The organism is Microvirga tunisiensis, assembly GCF_009296175.1.
Lineage (GTDB): Bacteria > Pseudomonadota > Alphaproteobacteria > Rhizobiales > Beijerinckiaceae > Microvirga > Microvirga tunisiensis.
The window spans coordinates 1-16,973 of record NZ_VOSK01000139.1; the positions used below are offsets into that span (position 1 = coordinate 1).

Annotated in this window: 25 protein-coding genes; 4 read left to right on the forward strand and 21 right to left on the reverse strand. The window is 58.6% G+C overall.

Annotated features, from left to right (window positions below; all coding sequences use genetic code 11):
* Positions 1-151: 151 nt before the first annotated feature.
* The 3 genes from FS320_RS25100 to FS320_RS25110 are packed head-to-tail and all read right to left on the reverse strand — an operon-like array spanning position 152 to position 1,696.
* Positions 152-562, reverse strand: coding sequence for a thermonuclease family protein (locus FS320_RS25100; RefSeq protein WP_152714632.1), 411 nt, complete (start codon positions 560-562; stop codon positions 152-154).
* Between the two features lie 46 nt (positions 563-608).
* Positions 609-1,364, reverse strand: a complete 756-nt coding sequence (locus FS320_RS25105) for a DNA N-6-adenine-methyltransferase (protein ID WP_152714633.1) — start codon at positions 1,362-1,364, stop codon at positions 609-611.
* Between the two features lie 8 nt (positions 1,365-1,372).
* Positions 1,373-1,696, reverse strand: coding sequence for a hypothetical protein (locus tag FS320_RS25110; RefSeq protein ID WP_152714634.1), 324 nt, complete (start codon positions 1,694-1,696; stop codon positions 1,373-1,375).
* A 178-nt stretch (positions 1,697-1,874) separates the two neighbouring features.
* On the opposite strand from FS320_RS25110, the gene FS320_RS25115 reads away from it, so the two are divergent.
* Positions 1,875-2,408, forward strand: a complete 534-nt coding sequence (locus FS320_RS25115) for a hypothetical protein (RefSeq protein ID WP_152714635.1) — start codon at positions 1,875-1,877, stop codon at positions 2,406-2,408.
* Between the two features lie 3 nt (positions 2,409-2,411).
* On the opposite strand, the gene FS320_RS25120 is transcribed toward FS320_RS25115, so the two are convergent.
* The 7 genes from FS320_RS25120 to FS320_RS25150 form a co-directional block, all read right to left on the reverse strand.
* Positions 2,412-3,440, reverse strand: a complete 1,029-nt coding sequence (locus FS320_RS25120) for a deazapurine DNA modification protein DpdA family protein (RefSeq protein WP_152714636.1) — start codon at positions 3,438-3,440, stop codon at positions 2,412-2,414.
* A 116-nt stretch (positions 3,441-3,556) separates the two neighbouring features.
* Positions 3,557-4,114 carry a hypothetical protein gene (locus FS320_RS25125; RefSeq protein WP_152714637.1) on the reverse strand — a complete coding sequence of 186 codons (558 nt, stop codon included), beginning with the start codon at positions 4,112-4,114 and terminating at the stop codon, positions 3,557-3,559.
* A gap of 113 nt (positions 4,115-4,227) precedes the next feature.
* A complete protein-coding gene (locus FS320_RS25130; protein ID WP_244627357.1) occupies positions 4,228-5,130 on the reverse strand; it encodes an alpha/beta hydrolase in 903 nt (300 codons plus the stop codon).
* Positions 5,131-5,147: 17 nt separating this feature from the next.
* Positions 5,148-5,450 carry a hypothetical protein gene (locus FS320_RS25135; protein ID WP_108523443.1) on the reverse strand — a complete coding sequence of 101 codons (303 nt, stop codon included), beginning with the start codon at positions 5,448-5,450 and terminating at the stop codon, positions 5,148-5,150.
* Between the two features lie 74 nt (positions 5,451-5,524).
* Positions 5,525-5,755, reverse strand: a complete 231-nt coding sequence (locus tag FS320_RS25140; RefSeq protein WP_152714638.1) for a hypothetical protein — start codon at positions 5,753-5,755, stop codon at positions 5,525-5,527.
* Between the two features lies 1 nt (position 5,756).
* Positions 5,757-6,086, reverse strand: a complete 330-nt coding sequence (locus tag FS320_RS25145) for a hypothetical protein (RefSeq protein WP_152714639.1) — start codon at positions 6,084-6,086, stop codon at positions 5,757-5,759.
* 110 nt (positions 6,087-6,196) lie between these two features.
* Entirely contained in the window at positions 6,197-6,847 is a 651-nt protein-coding gene (locus tag FS320_RS25150; protein WP_152714640.1) for a hypothetical protein, read from the reverse strand.
* Between the two features lie 307 nt (positions 6,848-7,154).
* Between FS320_RS25150 and FS320_RS25155 the strand changes: the two genes are divergently transcribed.
* Positions 7,155-8,378 carry a hypothetical protein gene (locus FS320_RS25155; RefSeq protein ID WP_152714641.1) on the forward strand — a complete coding sequence of 408 codons (1,224 nt, stop codon included), beginning with the start codon at positions 7,155-7,157 and terminating at the stop codon, positions 8,376-8,378.
* 45 nt (positions 8,379-8,423) lie between these two features.
* Entirely contained in the window at positions 8,424-8,957 is a 534-nt protein-coding gene (locus tag FS320_RS25160) for an AAA family ATPase (protein ID WP_152714656.1), read from the forward strand.
* Between the two features lie 27 nt (positions 8,958-8,984).
* On the opposite strand, the gene FS320_RS25165 is transcribed toward FS320_RS25160, so the two are convergent.
* The 11 genes from FS320_RS25165 to FS320_RS25220 form a co-directional block, all read right to left on the reverse strand.
* Positions 8,985-9,740, reverse strand: coding sequence for an XF1762 family protein (locus FS320_RS25165; RefSeq protein ID WP_152714642.1), 756 nt, complete (start codon positions 9,738-9,740; stop codon positions 8,985-8,987).
* 32 nt (positions 9,741-9,772) lie between these two features.
* Positions 9,773-10,381, reverse strand: coding sequence for a hypothetical protein (locus tag FS320_RS25170; RefSeq protein ID WP_152714643.1), 609 nt, complete (start codon positions 10,379-10,381; stop codon positions 9,773-9,775).
* Positions 10,382-11,074: 693 nt separating this feature from the next.
* Positions 11,075-11,755, reverse strand: a complete 681-nt coding sequence (locus FS320_RS25175) for an RES family NAD+ phosphorylase (RefSeq protein ID WP_152714644.1) — start codon at positions 11,753-11,755, stop codon at positions 11,075-11,077.
* Positions 11,756-11,757: 2 nt separating this feature from the next.
* The gene (locus FS320_RS25180; RefSeq protein ID WP_244627358.1) at positions 11,758-12,147 is read right to left on the reverse strand and encodes an MbcA/ParS/Xre antitoxin family protein; all 390 of its coding nucleotides are present in this window, start codon (positions 12,145-12,147) and stop codon (positions 11,758-11,760) included.
* Between the two features lie 278 nt (positions 12,148-12,425).
* The gene (locus FS320_RS25190; RefSeq protein WP_152714647.1) at positions 12,426-12,818 is read right to left on the reverse strand and encodes a hypothetical protein; all 393 of its coding nucleotides are present in this window, start codon (positions 12,816-12,818) and stop codon (positions 12,426-12,428) included.
* Positions 12,819-12,864: 46 nt separating this feature from the next.
* Positions 12,865-13,449 carry a hypothetical protein gene (locus tag FS320_RS25195; protein WP_152714648.1) on the reverse strand — a complete coding sequence of 195 codons (585 nt, stop codon included), beginning with the start codon at positions 13,447-13,449 and terminating at the stop codon, positions 12,865-12,867.
* Positions 13,446-14,033: a hypothetical protein gene (locus FS320_RS25200; RefSeq protein ID WP_152714649.1), complete on the reverse strand. Its 588-nt coding sequence runs from the start codon at positions 14,031-14,033 to the stop codon at positions 13,446-13,448. Before FS320_RS25200 ends, FS320_RS25195 begins: the two co-directional genes overlap by 4 nt.
* A 57-nt stretch (positions 14,034-14,090) precedes the next feature.
* Positions 14,091-14,396: a hypothetical protein gene (locus FS320_RS25205; RefSeq protein WP_152714650.1), complete on the reverse strand. Its 306-nt coding sequence runs from the start codon at positions 14,394-14,396 to the stop codon at positions 14,091-14,093.
* On the reverse strand, positions 14,396-14,695 hold the full coding sequence (locus FS320_RS25210; RefSeq protein ID WP_152714651.1) for a hypothetical protein: 300 nt from the start codon (positions 14,693-14,695) through the stop codon (positions 14,396-14,398). The genes FS320_RS25205 and FS320_RS25210 overlap by 1 nt, the downstream gene beginning before the upstream one ends.
* The gene (locus tag FS320_RS25215) at positions 14,655-14,942 is read right to left on the reverse strand and encodes a hypothetical protein (protein ID WP_162003224.1); all 288 of its coding nucleotides are present in this window, start codon (positions 14,940-14,942) and stop codon (positions 14,655-14,657) included. Before FS320_RS25215 ends, FS320_RS25210 begins: the two co-directional genes overlap by 41 nt.
* 161 nt (positions 14,943-15,103) lie before the next feature.
* Positions 15,104-15,562, reverse strand: a complete 459-nt coding sequence (locus FS320_RS25220) for a hormone receptor (RefSeq protein ID WP_152714653.1) — start codon at positions 15,560-15,562, stop codon at positions 15,104-15,106.
* A 566-nt stretch (positions 15,563-16,128) separates the two neighbouring features.
* On the opposite strand from FS320_RS25220, the gene FS320_RS25225 reads away from it, so the two are divergent.
* Entirely contained in the window at positions 16,129-16,818 is a 690-nt protein-coding gene (locus FS320_RS25225; RefSeq protein WP_152714654.1) for a hypothetical protein, read from the forward strand.
* The last annotated feature ends 155 nt before the right edge of the window (positions 16,819-16,973 follow it).

Here is a 16,973-nt window from a genome sequence, read left to right on the forward strand (position 1 = left end):
CGAGAGCTGGCGCTTCAAGAACAGGGCCTGAGCCGTCAAATCTCATAACCATCGCTCCGGATCCGTCATCACGTGCGGGGTCAAAGTTCAACGCCGATCCGGGGTCATTCTTCAAAGCTGATTGACAATCTGGAAGCGTGGGCTGGGTGAGCTAGGTCCAGCGGCGTGCGTGGCCGCGGCTGATCATGGATTTCCCAATGTCGAAGCGACGGTCACCTGCGACTATTGCGATCCGAGCCAGTGTCCTGCCGTAGCGGTCGCGTCTTCCCCAGCCGACAATCTCAATCGTTTCAGCGAGCCAGATCATGTCGCGAAGGGCATCCTTGGCGGCTTCGCCCTTTCGTCCTTCCCAGAGACTTTTGATGCCCCGAGTTTCCGGCGCGTCGATGTTCGAGATCCGGATCCGCTCGTCGGGGCGACCCCGCCGGCGGAGACCAATAGTGTCTCCGTCAATGACATAGACGTCGCGAGCAGAGACGCCACGAGTTCTGATCCAGTTTAAATGCTTCACGACGAAACGGATCATCATCAGGCCGATGACGATCTGAAGTGCAGTGATCATGATCCTGTCCAGGAGTTTGGTAGCGAGTATTCGCCAAGTTCGTGAATCAGAGGGCGAATTCGTACTGGCCCTCTGCGATCCGGGATAAGCCGATCTTCGCGACCGTCTGGCGGATCTTCGCCTGCCAGTGCTGATTAGCTTTCGCCTTGGGATGGTCGCAGAGTGCGTCGTAAAGATCGCGCAGTGATGCGCGGCCGCCGAGCGATCTGAGGGTATCGGCCACAACTTCGCGCCAGGTTTGCCCAGGTGGGTCGATTGTCATAGCCAGATGGATTAGGACCGGTCGCTTTAAGCCGACAATGGCCCCTTCAATGCCGCTGTCGAGAAGACGCTCGGTGTCTTCTGTTCCGTATGCGATTAACACGGACGGAGCGCCACCGTCATATCTGGCAGGCCGTCCGTCGGGATAACAGAATGTCAGACGACCTTTGAGGAACAGGATCGCGTGGGCCTCTCCAAACACGGAACTGTGGAAACATTCCGTGTCGGTGCGAGCAAAGATAAGGGCGGTGCCACGGCCGTGCTGAGCCATCCTTCGAAGCCACCCCGCCATCGCCCGACCATAAGGCGGATTGAGCCATACCCGTCCGAACCAAGGCAGCAGCAGGCCGTTCTGGTGAGGCCAGGTGTAGTGCTCTCGAGCTGTCGTCCATGGGCGCGGCAGAGGCGCTGCGCAGGGGTCGAGGTCGAAATCTCCGCCGAGGCGGTTGAGCAGATCGGGTGGGGTTAACCAGACATCGGTCCCTGAGTTCGCGGATTGATGCCCCCCAATGCCGAGCCGTCTGTGAGTATTGACTGTCATGGAAGCAGTCAGGCGGCGGACGCGACGCTGTCAGAGAGAGACAGCTTGTACTCAATTATTTTCGAGAACGAACCATCTTGAGCTGTGTCGACAATGACGCGGTCGCCTTCAAAGCGGTAAGTGCTGGCTTTCTTGAAGTAGAGCCAGACATTATTACTAAAACAGACGGCGTTCGTCTGGATCTTTTTGACGGTTCTAGGAGCAAACAGGTCCGGTCTGGTCTCGGCGGTGATCCCGCGAGCCGCGACTACATCGTTGCAAAGGACCTCCAAAGTAGCCGAAGGCAGGGCCAGGAAGCGCTTGAAGTCGGCTAGGGATGTGATGTTGACCATGGGGTCACCTCTGATTGGAGAACTCAGCAAAAACGCCCGGGCATCGGCCGGGCGGAGTTGCTTCTCAGTAGGGTTTTGGTAATGCCAAGACCCGTAGTGTCAGAAGACGCATATTGGTTGACGTAGTCGCCCCGTTCTTTTAGGCGGGTCCAGAAATCTTTCATTTTCAGCAGAGCATATGAAGCGGACACCAAAGCCATTCGCCGTTGAGGTGAAGCGGTCCCGCGTTCCGGGACGCGATAGCAATCCTTCCAAGCGCCTGTTCGGCGCAATGCAGGCGGAAGTCGATAAATTACTCCATCCGGAGAAACCTGAGACACCGGTGGAGGTCAGTGAGCCAACGAAACCCGTACAGAGGGTTCTTCCGAGTCTGGCGGAGGCTGCCAGGATGCCGGAACAGCCCGTTAAGAGGGTGCGGCAAAAGCGCTCCAGGCCTGTCGAAGCTGAACCTGCCCCAGCCGTGACGATAGACGATGCGTCGATTGACGAAGTGCTAGAGGTCGTAGAGAGCGAGATTGCTGTAGATGAACTGGCTGATCCGAGTGATCTGCCGGAGTTCGAACCTGAAGCCTTAAAAGCCACGATCGATCCTGCCTCCGGTTTGTTGGTGCCACCGACACGGTCTTCAAAGGCTAGGAGGGATCTTGAGGCGATCGCCAGCCTCCCAAGAGGTGAGCGATGGAAGCGACGCCTCAATCCGGCAATTTGGTAACGATCAGGCGGCTAGCAGGATAGAAGGCTCTCCAGCTTCGGCCTCTTCGTCATAGGCCCATGCAAGCACGTTGCCGTCGTGAACCTGCTCCCAATCGATCTCCCCGCTCTCGAGTAACTCGCGCATTTGTTCGCGGGCCTGCTGGAGCCGGGCTTCCATGGGATCGTCGGGACGAGGCGGACAGAGATTTAGCAGTGGCGAAGGGTGGCGAGTGGTTTTTACTGGTTGCTCAATAGCTGCGACCTGGCGCTGGTACCAGTCGGCCATGATCTCGGCGAGAAACTTGTTGGTCTTGCTGAAACCCGCCTCGCGCGCGAGCACTCGGGCCCGGGTCCCATAGGCCTGAGAGTCAACGGTGGAAATCCTCGGGTGGCCTCGGAGTTCAGCTGCGCCGATGCCCTTCAATCCGAAGAGGTGCAGTTTGACACTCGATCCCTGAAGATGCCGATCGAGCTCTTCGACTACTTGGAGAATTCCCGTACTTCCATTGAGGTGGCGCCGGCACATGCTCCCGACGCCGATGACCTCGAAGCTCGAGAGATCAGGCATCCGATCCAGACACCGGGCATAATCCTCCGGCATCCAGCCTTGGATTACGGGCATCAGACGATGAAGGATCCCCCGATCCCGGGCGCCGATCATGCAGGCGCGGTTCAGGGCGACCGTTGCGGAAATCCGGTCCAGAACGGTCTCACGGTTTCCCGCGATTTCAGGCTCGACGCAATAATCCATGCTGGCGACCCATCGCCACGGGTAGGCGGCACACAAATCGAGATACTCGTCGACCGACCACGCGTACCCGCGATACTGCCGGGCGGCCACAAAGCCTCCGCAGTCCAGGTACGCCTCCATACCGTCGAGCAATCCTAGGCGTTTGGTATTGAAGCCGTTCCAGACAGGAATGCCCAGAGCATCCTTTTTCCAGTTCGACAGTGCGTTGGCGCTGAAAAGCACGGGAGCCTTGAGAGCTCGTGCCGTATCGAGCAGAGGTCCCCGCATTACGTAGGGGAGGCCCAGGATGAACTTGATCATGCGACCTCATCTGACGGCCCTCGGCCTGAAGGCGGCCGATGCGGTCAGTGTCAGGGTGTTTCATTTGTGGGGTTTGGCGCCAACCAGGACGCTCGTCCTTTAGGGTGGTCAGAGATTTACCTGACCGATGCGGCCTTCCGCGTGCGCTCTTCCTCCGGTGCTGAAAGGCGAGCGATCTCTACCGCGCTTACGTTTTGGGCTACGGTGCTAGGCAGGTAGCCAGTCTCATTCAGCCAGTAGTTGAGGACGGCAAACCTGGCATCGTTGAAAGGGGTGAGCCGGGCGACTGGGTCAGGATCGTAAACGTCGAGGATGGTCCATTTGACGGCATGGAGGCCAGATTTATCTCGGATCCGCAGCTGACCATGGCTGATGCCGTGACCATATGAAATCCCGGCTGGTTCAAGGTTGGTGGTTCGGCCCAGCCCTGTGGTCGTGGGGCTAAGAGGGACAACCTTCCGCGATCTTGTAAACCCGAAGATCGCGGAACGATAAGCGCGCCCAAGACCATTGCGACAAAGAACGGCCACGGCTTCCTGGACAATCCCATCGGTGCCGGCATGGAAAATCGGCTCGCTAATCCAGGAAATGGCAGCCGGCGGCTGCTCGCTGGGCAGCTTGATGCTGCCGGAGCTTCCGGGGCCTCCCATTATCTGATCCAGCAGAGCAGGCACGATAACTGTCCATTAACCCATTAGATGCGATCTAATGCTATTTCGGATTATACCGCGAAGCTTAATGGGGTTTCTAGAGGCCCTGTGGATAATTGTCGAGCGCGGCCAATGGTCTAGGGGACTTCCGCCTTCTTGGCGCTCCGAGACGATGCAATTTGGATTTCGACGTTGCTCAGGAACGCGTCCACGGCTTTGAGCCCACCGTCCTCAAGGTTCGATGAGTGACCACTGCCTTCGAGGCGGACAAAGGTCTTCGGTTCATGGGCCGCCGTGAAGAGCTTTTCGCCAAACTCGATCGGAATGACGGGATCCTTGGTCCCGTGCATAACCAGGAGCGGCGCCTTTATTTTCTGGATGATGTCGAGCGATCGAAACTGGTCCAGCATAAGCAGGCCAACGGGAGCATACCAATAGATCTTGCTGGCGACTTCCGCCGTGGACGTGTAGGGCGCGTCGAGGATGACCCCTGCCACCGGCCGGTCTGAGGCAAGGCGAACCGCGACCCCTGTTCCCAACGACTCGCCGTAGACCACGAGGCGGGAGGGCTCGTAAGACTTGGCGATCCAGTCGTAGGCAGTTAGGGCGTCGGTGTGGAGGCCTGCTTCGGTCGGAGAGCCCGTTGAACCCGAATAACCACGGTAGCTAACCATGAGGAGACCGCGGCCGTCGTCGGTAAGGGAGCGAGCTCGGTCCCGGCGGTTCCAAAGTGATCCTCCGTTCCCATGGAAGTAGAGGGTGATAGCCTTGCCAGGGTTAGGTGCCTTCCACCAGGCGACGAGCTTTTCACCATCAGGTGTGATCAAGACGATGTCCTGGAAGCCTGCCAAGCCGGCTTCGGGCGCCGTCGTCCGATCGGTGGACGCTTGGTACTGGATGCTGCGCTGGCCCAAATAAAGCGCTCCGATGCCGAGGGCATAGAGACTGGCGAAAGCAATAGCGAATTGACTGAGGTACTTGATCATTGCCTTAGTTTGGTAGGCGTGTACGGATTTGTCAGCCACCCTAACGAGCGACATTTAGCACCGCTCGTATATCACAGGCATCTATTCATCTTTCGCTGCAGCACCTCAAGGTCGGTCTCGAACAGAGTGGTGTTAACCTGATTTTTCATTGACCAGACAGTGCGCTGATGTTGCCCCGCGTAGGGACCCTCCTCGATCGCGTTTGAGGTGGGCTCAGCGATCGCGATTTCATTCGCGGCGAACGCTAGGCCCATCTTGGTCCGGATCTCGTGTTTGATCTTGACGGTAACATAGTTGGTGAACATGCCGTCATATTGGTGGAGGTGCGCGACCTGACGGGCGGCAGCGGCCTTTAGGGCCTGAAGATCGTCCATTGGATATCCGTGAGTAGACTGGGGTCGGAGCTGCGGAGCGGGGGTGAAGTTACGAGACTAGATCGGGGCGATCTCTACGGGAGGTCCTCAACGCGATTGGAGCTCCATCGGAGGAAGTCGTCGCCATTCGCCCGCAGCGTTTCCAGGTACTCGGCTGGATCGTCGCCTTCAGGAACGTCGATTTCAGCGGTGCCGGTCTCGATGAGCTGGCGCTGGATTCGAATCCTGTGCCGGGTGCGATTGGACCGCCGGGCCTCATCGGCCGCCATCTCGGCCGCATTCTCTTCGCGTGTATTGCACCCCATCTTAGGCCTCCATGTCATCGTAGGCCGCAGCCCAGGCCTTAGATTCCGTCGGCCATGGGCCGTTGTCGGCGTCATTTCCGTTCGGATCGTTGAAGACGAACTCGCCGGCTGCCTTTTCGTTGACGGTGTAGCCCTCGCCTTTGGCGGCCTCGATTTTCTCGTCGAGGGTCAGTCCATCACCTTCATCGTCACGAAGGTTGGAAAGATGCGAGATCATGTCGGAGGACTGACCGACTTCATCGAGACGACGGCACATCAGGAGCAGGAGCGTGTAGCTGTCCCAGCCTGCGTCATGGGCGATCCCTTCGATTGTGGATTTCGTTTCGTTCATGATGGGGTTCCTTTAGGCCCAGTGTCGGAGGGCCCGGCCTACGATGGACATGTTGAAGCACGCATCAGTCTGCCGGCGCGTGCGATTACGGTGGCAAGAGGTGAGGGGCTTTAGGCCAGGTGCAAATCGCCGGAGCGCGCGACCTGACCCGCCAGCCACGTCAGCGAGACATGGATCTTCCGGGATGTCTCGCTGGCTGTGGCCTTTTTCCACGTGTCGGCCGTCCCTCCGTCCTTTAACCCGGCCACGCGAGGATCCCGGAACCCCGGGCTAAGGCGGCGGAACGTCGCCGGCGCTTCGTCCGCGCCGAAGGTAAAGGCCAGGAGGATCTCGGAGCGCGAGACCGAAGCATTTCGGTTGAAGAAGCCTGGCTCCACGACCAGAGCCGCGCCTTTCTCGGCGGCCCGGGCGATCTCGGAAAGAGTGTTCACCCCGATCGCTCGAGAGAACTGGTCGTGATAGTAATTCGAAGTCTTCCCCGGATTGAACTGCACCGACGGATCCGGGATGAAGCGACCGCGCTCGAAGTTCGCAGGCAGGTAGAGAGTCAATCCCTGAACGAGGCTGTGGTTCGGGTCGAGAAAAGCGCGGACAGCGAGGTGGTCTGCCCAGGCGGCCCCGCCGGAGACCAGGTGCGTAACGCCCTCCCGCGCGATCACCTCAAGGACATGTCCGTACATCGCATCGTAGAGCGCCTTCGAGAGCTTCGGAGCGTCGTCTTTGCGCCCGGCAGTGCCGATAATCGAGAGCGTGCGCGTCATGTCCATTCCTTTCGGGGTTTGCCCAAGTGTGAGCTCTGCCTGAAAGCCGTGTGAGATCCAGCAGCCTATATCCTTTGTGACAAAGATGCCTCACTGAACGTGAAACAATAGCTGGATTGTTCACAATCTTGAGGAAGTATACCGCCACAGGTAAATTATGGATCCCGATCAGCTCAGATTCCAAAAGACGAAAGTGCAGGGCTGGTCGGAGTAGGGGGCTGAGGTGCGTTTAACTTCTATAGGCTTGGTAAACTTTCTTGCTTCGCTCGTAGTCCTGACTCCCTTGCCTGGTGCAAGTCAGACGGGCGTGACAGTAGTCGGCAAGAAATTGGATTTTGGTGATATCCCTTCATTCTTGAATGCTAAGAATAGGAACACACCTGAGCCCAGCACCCAGAGATCTCCGTCCAGCAGCGCCTTGACTGACTCGGACAAGTTGGAGCTTATTACGGTACTGCAGGCCCAGATTGAAAAGTGCCACGCGCTCTCATCTGATCTGGTCAACTATGATGGCGCTCGTCCAGTTATCAGTATCAAGCTGAACCAGGATGGCACATTGCGAGCCGAACCGTCGGTGGTCAATTCAAGCAGTGACAAGGAATTCCACATCCTGGCTGCAAATGCCATCACAGCGGTGAAGCGGTGCGCTCCTCTCCAAATTCCTGCACGCTTCGCGGACGCATATGCTCAATGGCGCGAGATGCACGTCCAGTTCCAAACGACTCCAAAGCAGAGGTCGTTGGCTAGCATTGAGGACGATTTCGCGCTGGGTGTGATCAATCCAACTGGGCGCGGCGACGTTTGCTTTTACAAGGATGGCGGCGCTGCCGAGCGGGTGCTCGATCAGTCCACTAAATCGGTTGCGATACAATTCCCGAATTTGCAGCTACGAGCACTCCAGAAAGTAGCGACGCTGCAAGACGTCATACGCGGGTTGTCGGACGGAATGTGTGCCGCCGCGATCGTGCCGAATGGAGACATCGCGGTTATCAAGGGTGCTCCGAGACTTGCCAATGCGGAACTCTCCGTTTTGGACGGCAATGCCGATCCCGAGCTTAAGTCCCGCCGAGAGCAGAGAGACAGGAGGCTCGCTGACATTGAGCGTGCTGGGGCCGCGCGGTTGGCCGAAAGAGAGCGTACCCGGCCAGAGCGGGAGCGTAAGCAGCTCGAAATCTTTGGGATCCTATTGGCGTCGCTGCCGCGCGAGATAGCTTGCGGTACGAACCTTCGCTGTAACGAGCCTCTCGCTTCGGTCAGAATGGTTTCGAACTTCAGTGGGATCTTGGAGAGTGTTGGTCAACGGGTTTCGAAGAATGAAATGCTCGTAGGCCGTGGAGGAATCATTTCAGCTCATGCTCGCGGATGTCGACAAGGAGCGTACAGTCTTCTTGAAGCCTACGAGGGCTATGCCAAGAATGGTGTGGGGCAACAGTTTCCAATGTCCGGTCTGGTCTATGGTCAGGTTGCCGCGTGTAACGCAGCGATCGCAGAGATCAATTCAGTTGCCCAAGCGCTCGATATTGGAAATTAGGCACAGGACTCGTCAATGGTGGCAGAAGGCGACAGCACGGGCGACATGTTCAGACCTGCAGAAGTCCTTATCCTGACCGGAACACCGGGTTCAGGCAAAACGACCGCCGCTAACAGCATCGCGCAACTGCCCGGCAGCCCGAAGGTCCACCTACATGCGGACGACTTCTGGCATTTCATCAAAGCTGGTTTGGTCCCACCGTGGCAAACGGATGCCCATCGCCAGAATGCAACAGTAATCGAGGTGCTGGCCGGGGCAGCCGCCCGCTATGCTGAGGGTGGCTACTTCGTGATTGTAGATGGCGTTATTGGGCCCTGGTTTCTCGATCCCTTCCGAGATCTCGGGGTGGTTCTGCACTATATCGTCCTTCGTCCAGATCTGGAGGAGGCAATCAGACGATGTAGTGAACGAGGTGGTGATACCCTTTCAGATCCCGTTCCAATTTCGGCACTGCACCAGCAGTTCGCAGATTTAGGCGCCCTGGAACGGCACTCGCTCTCGGTGTCAGGGTTGAGTGTTGACGAAACCTGCGATGCAATCGGCAGATCGCTGGCAAGTGGGCGTTTCCGGCTGAGGTGACCTGAGCGGTCGAGAAGCTCGACGCCTTCATGTTCCACTTTCTGAGAACCTGGGCGCGGACGCTTTTGCGCGCCGCATCTGCCGGGGACACCCGTATCCTTCTCTCCAGAGCTCCCAGAGGTTGTCACCAATGAATGCGATCTCGGTCCTTCCGTCCGGCTTGATGATGGGAAAGGAATAAGGATTGCTCGCAAGCAGGGCCCCGGCCGCTGCAGCTGCCTGGCCCATCCGGAACGCCGCTTCTTCGGTCAAAGCCGCAGGCAGAAGCTTGGTCCACCGGAGCCTGGGCTCCCCGAGCGGGCGCTCGGGTCTCTGTCGCGCTTTGTGGGACCAGGATTTCGGCTCGATTGGGACGATGACCCGCTTAAGAGATCTCCCGGTCCAATGGAACTGCGAGTGATGGCGAAGGTCTAGCCTCCATCCTGCTGCTCGGAGCGATGCCCCGCTTTCGAAATGACGGGTGTAGGTGGTCAGCCGGCAGATGGGATAGCCATAGAGGTTGATCTTGCTGGCTTCCCGCGCCAATGCACCAAGGATAGCCGAACAGGCGTGCTCCGTGCCGTCCGTGGCGGTGCGGCTGACTTCTAGAGTGAGACCGTCATCCAGGATCCGCGACACGGGCCGGCCCAGAATGCCGGTACCAACGGTGCGTCCGGAGCGCCGGTCAATTGCGATGACCTCCCGAACCGAAACACCGACTTCACCGGAATGGCGGTGGAGTTTGGCAACGAGAGCGTTCGCGGTTACCCGATCTGTGATTGCGATTTGAAAACGTTTAGACACGAGATTGTCGATCGAAGGCGGCTATCGCGAACTTAGATCTGGGCGCTAGAAGGGATGCCCTGGATGGCATCGGCCGCCTGATTCAATCGTGAGACGAGTTCCTTGACGCCTTCCGCCGAGAGGCACCTTCCACTTTGGATTGACCGAAGGGCTTCCGCGCTCTCAAGAGCGAGTTTGTGGATAGACGTCGTACCGTCCCCGAGGATCCGAATGCTCGCCTCGAACAGTAGGTCGGCGGCTTGGGCCAGCTCGGTCGAGATTGTGAATGTGCCTGACAGCGTGGAGAGGGTTACATCGAGATCGGTTGCCAGATTGCGGATACTGCGGACAAGGCCCGCTTGGTCCAGTTCCTCGACAACACGAGCGGGGAGTGGCTCTTTGCGACCGTCGTTGAGATTCTCCAGCGTTAGTTTGATCTGGTTTAGAACGTTGCTGTCGTCAAACTCCAGCTGGATCGGGAATGCCAGGAACTGAAGATCGCCCTTGCGGGCCTCGTTGAGCCACTCAGACGCAGCTTGGATGTCAGATGCATCTGGGGTGTCGCCCGCACCATCATCCTGCAGAACCTCCAGGCGGCCTTCGAGATCATTTGCGATTTCTGAAAGTGTGTCGGCGTCGCCGATGACGAGATAGACGGGCATCAGGTAGGGCCTCGATGGGACTGTAGGAGTTGGTTGGATCGGGAGAGTAGGGCACAGCTAGGCGTCTCGCTCCTTCCGGAGGGCTGCCTTGTCCAGGGAGCGGCGTTTGCCTCTGGCCAACTGGCGGCTCGTGCGCCGCACTTTGCTGGTGAGCTTCCGGTGCTTTGAGGCGTTGAGATCGTCGTCTAAGCGATGGGAATGCTCTTTCCCGTAGGGTTTCATGCGGCCGCTCTTTCGGGGGTATGGCGACGGATCAGGTCGACGAGGCAAGCCACTTCTTCCTTGCAGAGGCCTCCGGCGCTGCGGGGGTCATAGAGGTCCTTGCCCTGTTCAATGTGGAGTGCGAGGTCGTCGCGGATGCTTCGGGCGACTTGAGGCACACGCGATAGGATCAGGCGCCAGACAAGTACCGGATCCCGTCGTCTGACCCAGCTGGCGAAGCGCACGAGCAAGGCGTACCAAACGGGGCACCTCATTAAATCTGATGCGATTACCATTGCCGAAAACGATGGGAGAACTGCCGCCGGCAGTCGGCGCACCTCAACGGCAAGAAGTGCCATGTCGGATTTTGAGCGATAATCGTACATGCAGGGCACCAACAGCATTTGCTCCCGCATCGTGACCGACGGGGAGGGATTGGAGGGGCTTTGGCTTGGAAACTTGAGCTATGAGCTCAGGAGAGGAGAAGTGGGATCAGAGCGTCAGATCTCTCTTCTCATAGATCTTGGAGATTGCGGCGCCATCCCAAACGTAGGTGAGGTGGCGCTCTTGACGGCAGTTGAACAACACCTTCGGCCGGAAGATGGCGATGCATTCGCCCTTCGGATCACGGACGCTGTCATAGGCGATGCCGGATGAGCCATCAGTCCTGAGTTGAATCGCGAGCGCCTGAGAGGCGGAGTAGCTGTCGGGCGCGTAGATGTCCGGCCGGGAGTCTTTCATTCCGCGAACATCGTGCAGCGTCGCGTTCACGTCCACGGCGTAGACCCGCATGTCGAGTTCTTGCTTAGGCTCGTTCGTGGCCCGCATGAATGCTTCGCGATGATGCTTGGTCTCCGCGATCGAGGTTTCGAGAGCGCTTCCTGCATAGAAGACGCCAAAGCTACCGTCAGTGAACCGGCTGCCGTAAGGCGGCAAATGGGTGAAGGCCGCCATGATAGGGCTGGTACCGGGGCCGCTGATACGATCCTCGGGAGGAATCAAGCGGAGAGTGCCGACTTCATCGCGCAAACGGTCGTTCGTTAGGCTTTCGATCTCGAGGACGGTCTCAAGGTCGGCCGGATCGGTGACACGTTCGAACAGATCGATGGGCGGGAAGCGACTGGGGATAATCCGGTAGCATGGTGACCACCGGATGACAGAGGTAGGGATCAAGCTTACCCTCGTTGGGCGTCGATATAGCGGCGGACAAGATGGAGGTCGGCGACATTGCCACCGAGCATTACGTCAAGCGCTGAGCGCCCGTTGAAGGGCTGTGCCGAGTTCGGCTTCTTGACCCAGGCATCGGCAGACTGCTCGTTTGGCAGGAGGATTTGAAGGCCGCGGTAGATGCCGAAGATGTAGGACAGGCGTTCGAACGTGTCCCTCGACAGAGAGGCCTCGTCCGGCCGGTCCCGCCACTTGTAGAAGGTCGATCGGGGTGGCTGGCCTAGGATGATAATCTGCTCTGCGGGTGAGAGGCCCCAAGCCGCCGCGATCCGGAAGAAGGTCCGAAGGCCCGGTCCAGCCTTGAGGCGAGGGGTGGCTTCAGCTGCTACAGTGTTCATCGTTCTACCGTCCATATGTGGACTATGCGAGGTATAATGCCACATTTGGACAACCTTGGGAAGAGCAATGGGTTCCGCTCAATCGGAACGTTCCGTGCGGTTCCGACGATGCCGAGCGTGCCTTTGAGCTCCCTCGACCGATTTCAGGGCGATCCTGACAGCCGACAGAGCTTTGGTAGCACCAGCCTTCGAGAGTTTGTCTCGGGCTTCTCGCAAAAGGGCCAGTGCTTCGGAGATCTCGGTCTCGTCGGCCAGAGTGGCAGGGCGGAGTGCGCGGCTCACGGCTCGTAGCCCTCGTACTGGCACCACTCGCGAGCGACGGCGCCCTTTGAAGGGTGGGCCTCCGTGACCCATTCCTCATCGTGTTGACCGCGCCAACCACCGGCGACCTCCTGGATCTCCAGCCCCTTTTCCTGGGCGAGAACGATGTACGAATGATCGGCAACGTCTTCGCCGTCGATTTTGGCGAGATCCGCCTGGTTCGTATCGAACCCCAGAACGATCTGGGAAATCTGGAATGAGGAGTGCTCCTCATTGTATTCGAAAACCTGCTCATCGGTCGGCTCGATGAACATGCCGATTTGAGGCAGGTGGCTGCGGGCCGCCTCCTCGGTGGCCGCACTGATGGCGATCCGGGCGCTACCTTTAACGTCATAGAGGAATGTGGGCATCGGGTTCCCTGTAGGGTCGAAAGGATGGGAGGCAGGTCCGGGAGCGTCAGAGTTCGCGGGTTCCTTCAGGAACCGTAGGAACGCGACTGGCGTCGATGTCGAAGTCATCGAGCGTGTGGATCGGGATCCGGTTGTGGAATTCCGTCAGGGCAGCGTCTTCCGCTCCCTCATCGTCGAGCTCAGGACCGACCCGGATCGCATACGAGCCAGCGATCGCTTCTCGGCGATCATCGGGGTCGAGCTCTGCATCGGGGACGAGTTGCTTGACCGTGATCAGAACCAACGGCCAGGGATTGTGCTGCGCGAGATGGCGGGCCTTGTTGACGAGCTGATCCAGGGTTGCGCCGGCATCTGCTGGTGTATGCTCGAAGGCTGTGCCGCCCACGAGGTCGCCGGTCGCTCTGAGGCACGCGATCTGCGAAATGAGGCTGCCGACCTCGTTTGAGTTGAGGTTGATGTCCTCGCACAGGCTATCGACCTCGACATCATTCAGGTACGCGGCCCTGTCGTTTTCCGCGAGCTCAATGATCGATGCGGGGATCTCATGCTTGGGAGTGCGCTGCCACAGCCGGAGGGCTGCAATAATGATGTCTCGCTGTTCCTCGGAGAACTGGTGGAGCTGGATACTCATGCCGCGATCCTTTGCTCGATGGCAGAAATGACCGAGAGAACCTTCTGGTAAAGGATGTTCCAGTCATCGCCGTCAGGAGGGCGAGCATCTCGGCCGGAGCCGTCGCGGTGGGGATCGTCCATCTTCATGGATGTGTCGGTGACAAACTGCTTCAAATCGACAACATCTTCCAAAATGCCAGCGGATGCCGCGACGATCCGGGCGTTGAAGTGGCTGTCCTCTGCGTCGGGGTTGAGCAGTGCCAGAGCGACCGTGGTACCGTTGCCATCTACGATCCTGAGATGCTGGCGGTCAGTGGGTTCCTCGCTGAGTACCCTGACTTGACTCTCTAGGATCCAGGAACCTTCTGCCACATGGTCGACGAGATCTAAGCCCGTCATCCGAAAGTCCTTGACCAGACCTGAGAAGCCACAGTCGCGGCAATCTGCCTGGCTGTCGTCGTCCCATTCATGGCTGCCGTCGCTGACCTCATCGGAATCCGTGCCGTCGGCGGTCAGGCGCACTGAGACTTTGGCGACGATTTCGATCTTGCTGTCCTTACGGCAGTGTGGACAGCGCATTCTCCAGGTATCGATGACGCTCATCGGTGTTCCTTGAAAGGGTTTAGACGAAAGAGGGGGTGCGAACAGGGCCAGCGATAATCAGTAGAGGCCCTTGTCCCGAGCGTAGTCCGTCCAGGCATTCAGAACGGCTCGGGCCAGGTGTTGGTCGGTGGAGTAATCATGATCCTTGCGATCATGGCCCTCCACGGAGCCGATCTCCTCAAGGCACCAATCCCGTTGTTCGGAGTTCATGGCGGGGAGCGGCGTCCTGGACCCAGAGGCATAGGCACGCATGGCAGCCTCTTTGAGAGGGCACACGCAGAGGTCCCCGTAGCCACATTGGCAGGAGAGGGTCGCGCCGAGGGTGTCGAAGGGCGTGGGTGCACCGATGCCGGCACTGGACATCAGAGGTCCTCAGTTTCGATCGTGACGGTCTCACCGAGAGTTATCCGGGCATCCGGATCGTGGTTGCCGTCCTTGTGGAGGATGATGACCCAGCCGTGATCCTGCCACTCGATCCAGACGCGGGGCTTCCCCGGCTCGCCGAGATTGTCCGTGGATTTAGTAGCCTGCCCGAGGTCGAGGACAATGGTCTGGCCATAAACCGCGATGTTGACTGGCTGGGTGTCTGTCTCTCGGCCTGGGATAAGACCGGTCTTGGTCTCAGTTGAGGTGCCGAGAAGGCTGGCTTGCAGTTGTTGCATCGACTTGGGCGTCCAGAAGGTTGAGGAGTTCGAGGAGACGCTGGCGCATGATCACGGCGCGATCGGCCTCGCGAAAGCAGAGTTCCCGGCCGTTATCTCGGGGCTTGAAGTCGTCGAAGGCTTCGGCGCGCTTGAGAGCCGCGTGCTGTCGTAGCCACTCCTGGAGGTCGATCGCCTCATCTCGAGTGAGCGGGAGCTTTGGGCCTTCGACCCGTTCCGCCTCCCAGACCGCGATCTGGCGGTTCATCAGGGTGTGATCCCGTAGGGAACGCTTGCTGTACTCTGTTCCGAGAATGCGATTTATACGGGATCTGTGGCGGGCATCGTCGGCCATTCGATTATCCTCGCAGGGGATTGGGTGGACTGGGTTCGAGCGCCAGTCCCAAGGAGGCGAATGAGGCCTTCAGCTCAGTAATGCCGGTAACGTTTCCGGTTGTGTTCTGACCGCTGGATCATCTCCTTGCTGCGGACCCAATCTCCGGACGGATCGCATTCGCGGAGGACCGGTGGGCAAGGCTGCTTCGCGGTTTTTGGCCAGAAGGCGGCACAGGTCCCGCCGAACCCGGCCTGAAAGGTTGCGCCGGTCTGAACGACACCGAGGGCCTCGGCGATCGTAGCGGCCAATATGTTGGCGGCACCTTCTACGACCACGACATGATGCTCGAACGAAGGGAGCTTTGCGTCTTGGGCGGCTTCGAGCATTGAATCGACATCGCCTGGCTCGAAACCCGAGACGTTGTGAGCCTGAAGATCCGCCGTAAGAAGCCGACCCGTGTTCTCGATGATCGCAGTGTAGGAGCTGAAGTTCGAAAGGTTATTCCTGGTTGCAATATCCAGCATCTCTGTCAGCGAGATCTGCATGCTCATGAGTCACTCCGGTAATGGTATTTCGGCGTGCGTCTGACCAGATCCTTTTTGGGGTTTGATCAGCGCTTCGCCCTTCTCAAGCGGATGTAAGGCTTGCATTCCGTGCGCCTGCGGCATTAGGAGCCGTGGTAAAGCACGTTCTCCCTGCTAAGGCGGGAGGGCTAGGGTGCGGGGGCACAAGGGCATGAATTGCGAAGACAAATCCATTAGCCGCTTTTGCGCGGCGCTGACCGTATTTCGTGAGGAGTGGGAGAACATCCCCTGTCACGTCGCTCAATCGTTCTTGACCGTCGCTGAGCCGGCTGCGGCCGGATCTCCGTTGAGCGTGGAGGAGTTCTATCAGCGCGTCGGGCTTCCTAGAGCGTCCGCTCGGAGCAACATCGCCATCCTGGCGCGAGGGCGGCCTCGACGAGTTGGAGGCAAGGAAGCTGGGGCGAGGCTTCTCATAAAGCTAGAGCAAGACTCCAAGGATCCGCGGTCGAAGCGCATCCTGCTGACACAGCAAGGTAGGGCTTTCTATAAGCGCCTCGTGACCGTGATGGTCTGACGGGACCGAGACCAAATCAATGCGTAATAGATTTCGTAGCTTACATGATTTTGATTTTGATGGCCTTTTGGTCCTCCGCGAGACGTTGGCGAAATCGGAATGGGGCAGCATAGAGCAAGCGCTGGCCTCACTGACCATTTTTGCCCATCCGAACGCCGTGCGAGCCGTCGGCGAGCGTGCCGTGTTCCGCAATATTCGGGGAACGCGAGGCACGATAGTAGACCATGCGATTGGAAAGGTCCTGGCCGATGACAATGCGGGCCCCGCTCACGCCTTCCAATTTTCGACGAGCTTTGACCCCGGGGCGCACCTGCAGCTGAATCACATTTATGCGGTGTCCAAGTGTCCGCTGACATTCACCGATCTGCGGAATCTTTGCTACACGCCGGCCTTCTTGGCAAAGGTCACTGACTGCCAAAAGAAGATGCTACCCAAGGATCATCTTGGTCACCTTCTGCGGTATCGAAGTTATGAACTTTTTGGATACACAGGACCAGAGCGGCAGGAGCCGGCCCTGCCAGCGGGCTATCGAGATCTCGAGTGGGCGGACCAGGTGGGAGCCGATGCAAGCCGCACGATGATCGAGGATCGGGTTCGGGATTGGCTCAGGAGGAATAAGAAAAACCGGCTGACAAAGAGCATTCGGCTCTGTGGCTGGACGTTCTCAGACTATCGGCCGGACGAGACTGTGGAGTACACGGGCACCTGAAGATTTCGAACGAGTCTGGGGTACGGCTCTAGGGCGTGTCTGCAAAGGGGTTCCATGAGGAGCTTGGGGTTCCCATTTATACAACGTGACACGTTACGAGTTGACGGACCGGCAGTGGCAGCGCCTTGAGCCGCTTCTGCCGCCCGAGCGGCCGC

What these genes read in the sequence shown, in the direction of transcription:
- FS320_RS25100 (WP_152714632.1), bottom strand. Translation starts at nt 562, where the DNA reads ATGATCACTGCACTTCAGATCGTCATCGGCCTGATGATGATCCGTTTC.
- FS320_RS25105 (WP_152714633.1), bottom strand. Translation starts at nt 1,364, where the DNA reads ATGACAGTCAATACTCACAGACGGCTCGGCATTGGGGGGCATCAATCC.
- FS320_RS25110 (WP_152714634.1), bottom strand. Translation starts at nt 1,696, where the DNA reads ATGGTCAACATCACATCCCTAGCCGACTTCAAGCGCTTCCTGGCCCTG.
- FS320_RS25115 (WP_152714635.1), top strand. Translation starts at nt 1,875, where the DNA reads ATGAAGCGGACACCAAAGCCATTCGCCGTTGAGGTGAAGCGGTCCCGC.
- FS320_RS25120 (WP_152714636.1), bottom strand. Translation starts at nt 3,440, where the DNA reads ATGATCAAGTTCATCCTGGGCCTCCCCTACGTAATGCGGGGACCTCTG.
- FS320_RS25130 (WP_244627357.1), bottom strand. Translation starts at nt 5,130, where the DNA reads ATGTCGCTCGTTAGGGTGGCTGACAAATCCGTACACGCCTACCAAACT.
- FS320_RS25135 (WP_108523443.1), bottom strand. Translation starts at nt 5,450, where the DNA reads ATGGACGATCTTCAGGCCCTAAAGGCCGCTGCCGCCCGTCAGGTCGCG.
- FS320_RS25140 (WP_152714638.1), bottom strand. Translation starts at nt 5,755, where the DNA reads ATGGGGTGCAATACACGCGAAGAGAATGCGGCCGAGATGGCGGCCGAT.
- FS320_RS25145 (WP_152714639.1), bottom strand. Translation starts at nt 6,086, where the DNA reads ATGAACGAAACGAAATCCACAATCGAAGGGATCGCCCATGACGCAGGC.
- FS320_RS25150 (WP_152714640.1), bottom strand. Translation starts at nt 6,847, where the DNA reads ATGACGCGCACGCTCTCGATTATCGGCACTGCCGGGCGCAAAGACGAC.
- FS320_RS25160 (WP_152714656.1), top strand. Translation starts at nt 8,424, where the DNA reads ATGTTCAGACCTGCAGAAGTCCTTATCCTGACCGGAACACCGGGTTCA.
- FS320_RS25170 (WP_152714643.1), bottom strand. Translation starts at nt 10,381, where the DNA reads ATGCCCGTCTATCTCGTCATCGGCGACGCCGACACACTTTCAGAAATC.
- FS320_RS25180 (WP_244627358.1), bottom strand. Translation starts at nt 12,147, where the DNA reads ATGAACACTGTAGCAGCTGAAGCCACCCCTCGCCTCAAGGCTGGACCG.
- FS320_RS25190 (WP_152714647.1), bottom strand. Translation starts at nt 12,818, where the DNA reads ATGCCCACATTCCTCTATGACGTTAAAGGTAGCGCCCGGATCGCCATC.
- FS320_RS25195 (WP_152714648.1), bottom strand. Translation starts at nt 13,449, where the DNA reads ATGAGTATCCAGCTCCACCAGTTCTCCGAGGAACAGCGAGACATCATT.
- FS320_RS25200 (WP_152714649.1), bottom strand. Translation starts at nt 14,033, where the DNA reads ATGAGCGTCATCGATACCTGGAGAATGCGCTGTCCACACTGCCGTAAG.
- FS320_RS25205 (WP_152714650.1), bottom strand. Translation starts at nt 14,396, where the DNA reads ATGTCCAGTGCCGGCATCGGTGCACCCACGCCCTTCGACACCCTCGGC.
- FS320_RS25210 (WP_152714651.1), bottom strand. Translation starts at nt 14,695, where the DNA reads ATGCAACAACTGCAAGCCAGCCTTCTCGGCACCTCAACTGAGACCAAG.
- FS320_RS25215 (WP_162003224.1), bottom strand. Translation starts at nt 14,942, where the DNA reads ATGAACCGCCAGATCGCGGTCTGGGAGGCGGAACGGGTCGAAGGCCCA.
- FS320_RS25220 (WP_152714653.1), bottom strand. Translation starts at nt 15,562, where the DNA reads ATGAGCATGCAGATCTCGCTGACAGAGATGCTGGATATTGCAACCAGG.
- FS320_RS25225 (WP_152714654.1), top strand. Translation starts at nt 16,129, where the DNA reads ATGCGTAATAGATTTCGTAGCTTACATGATTTTGATTTTGATGGCCTT.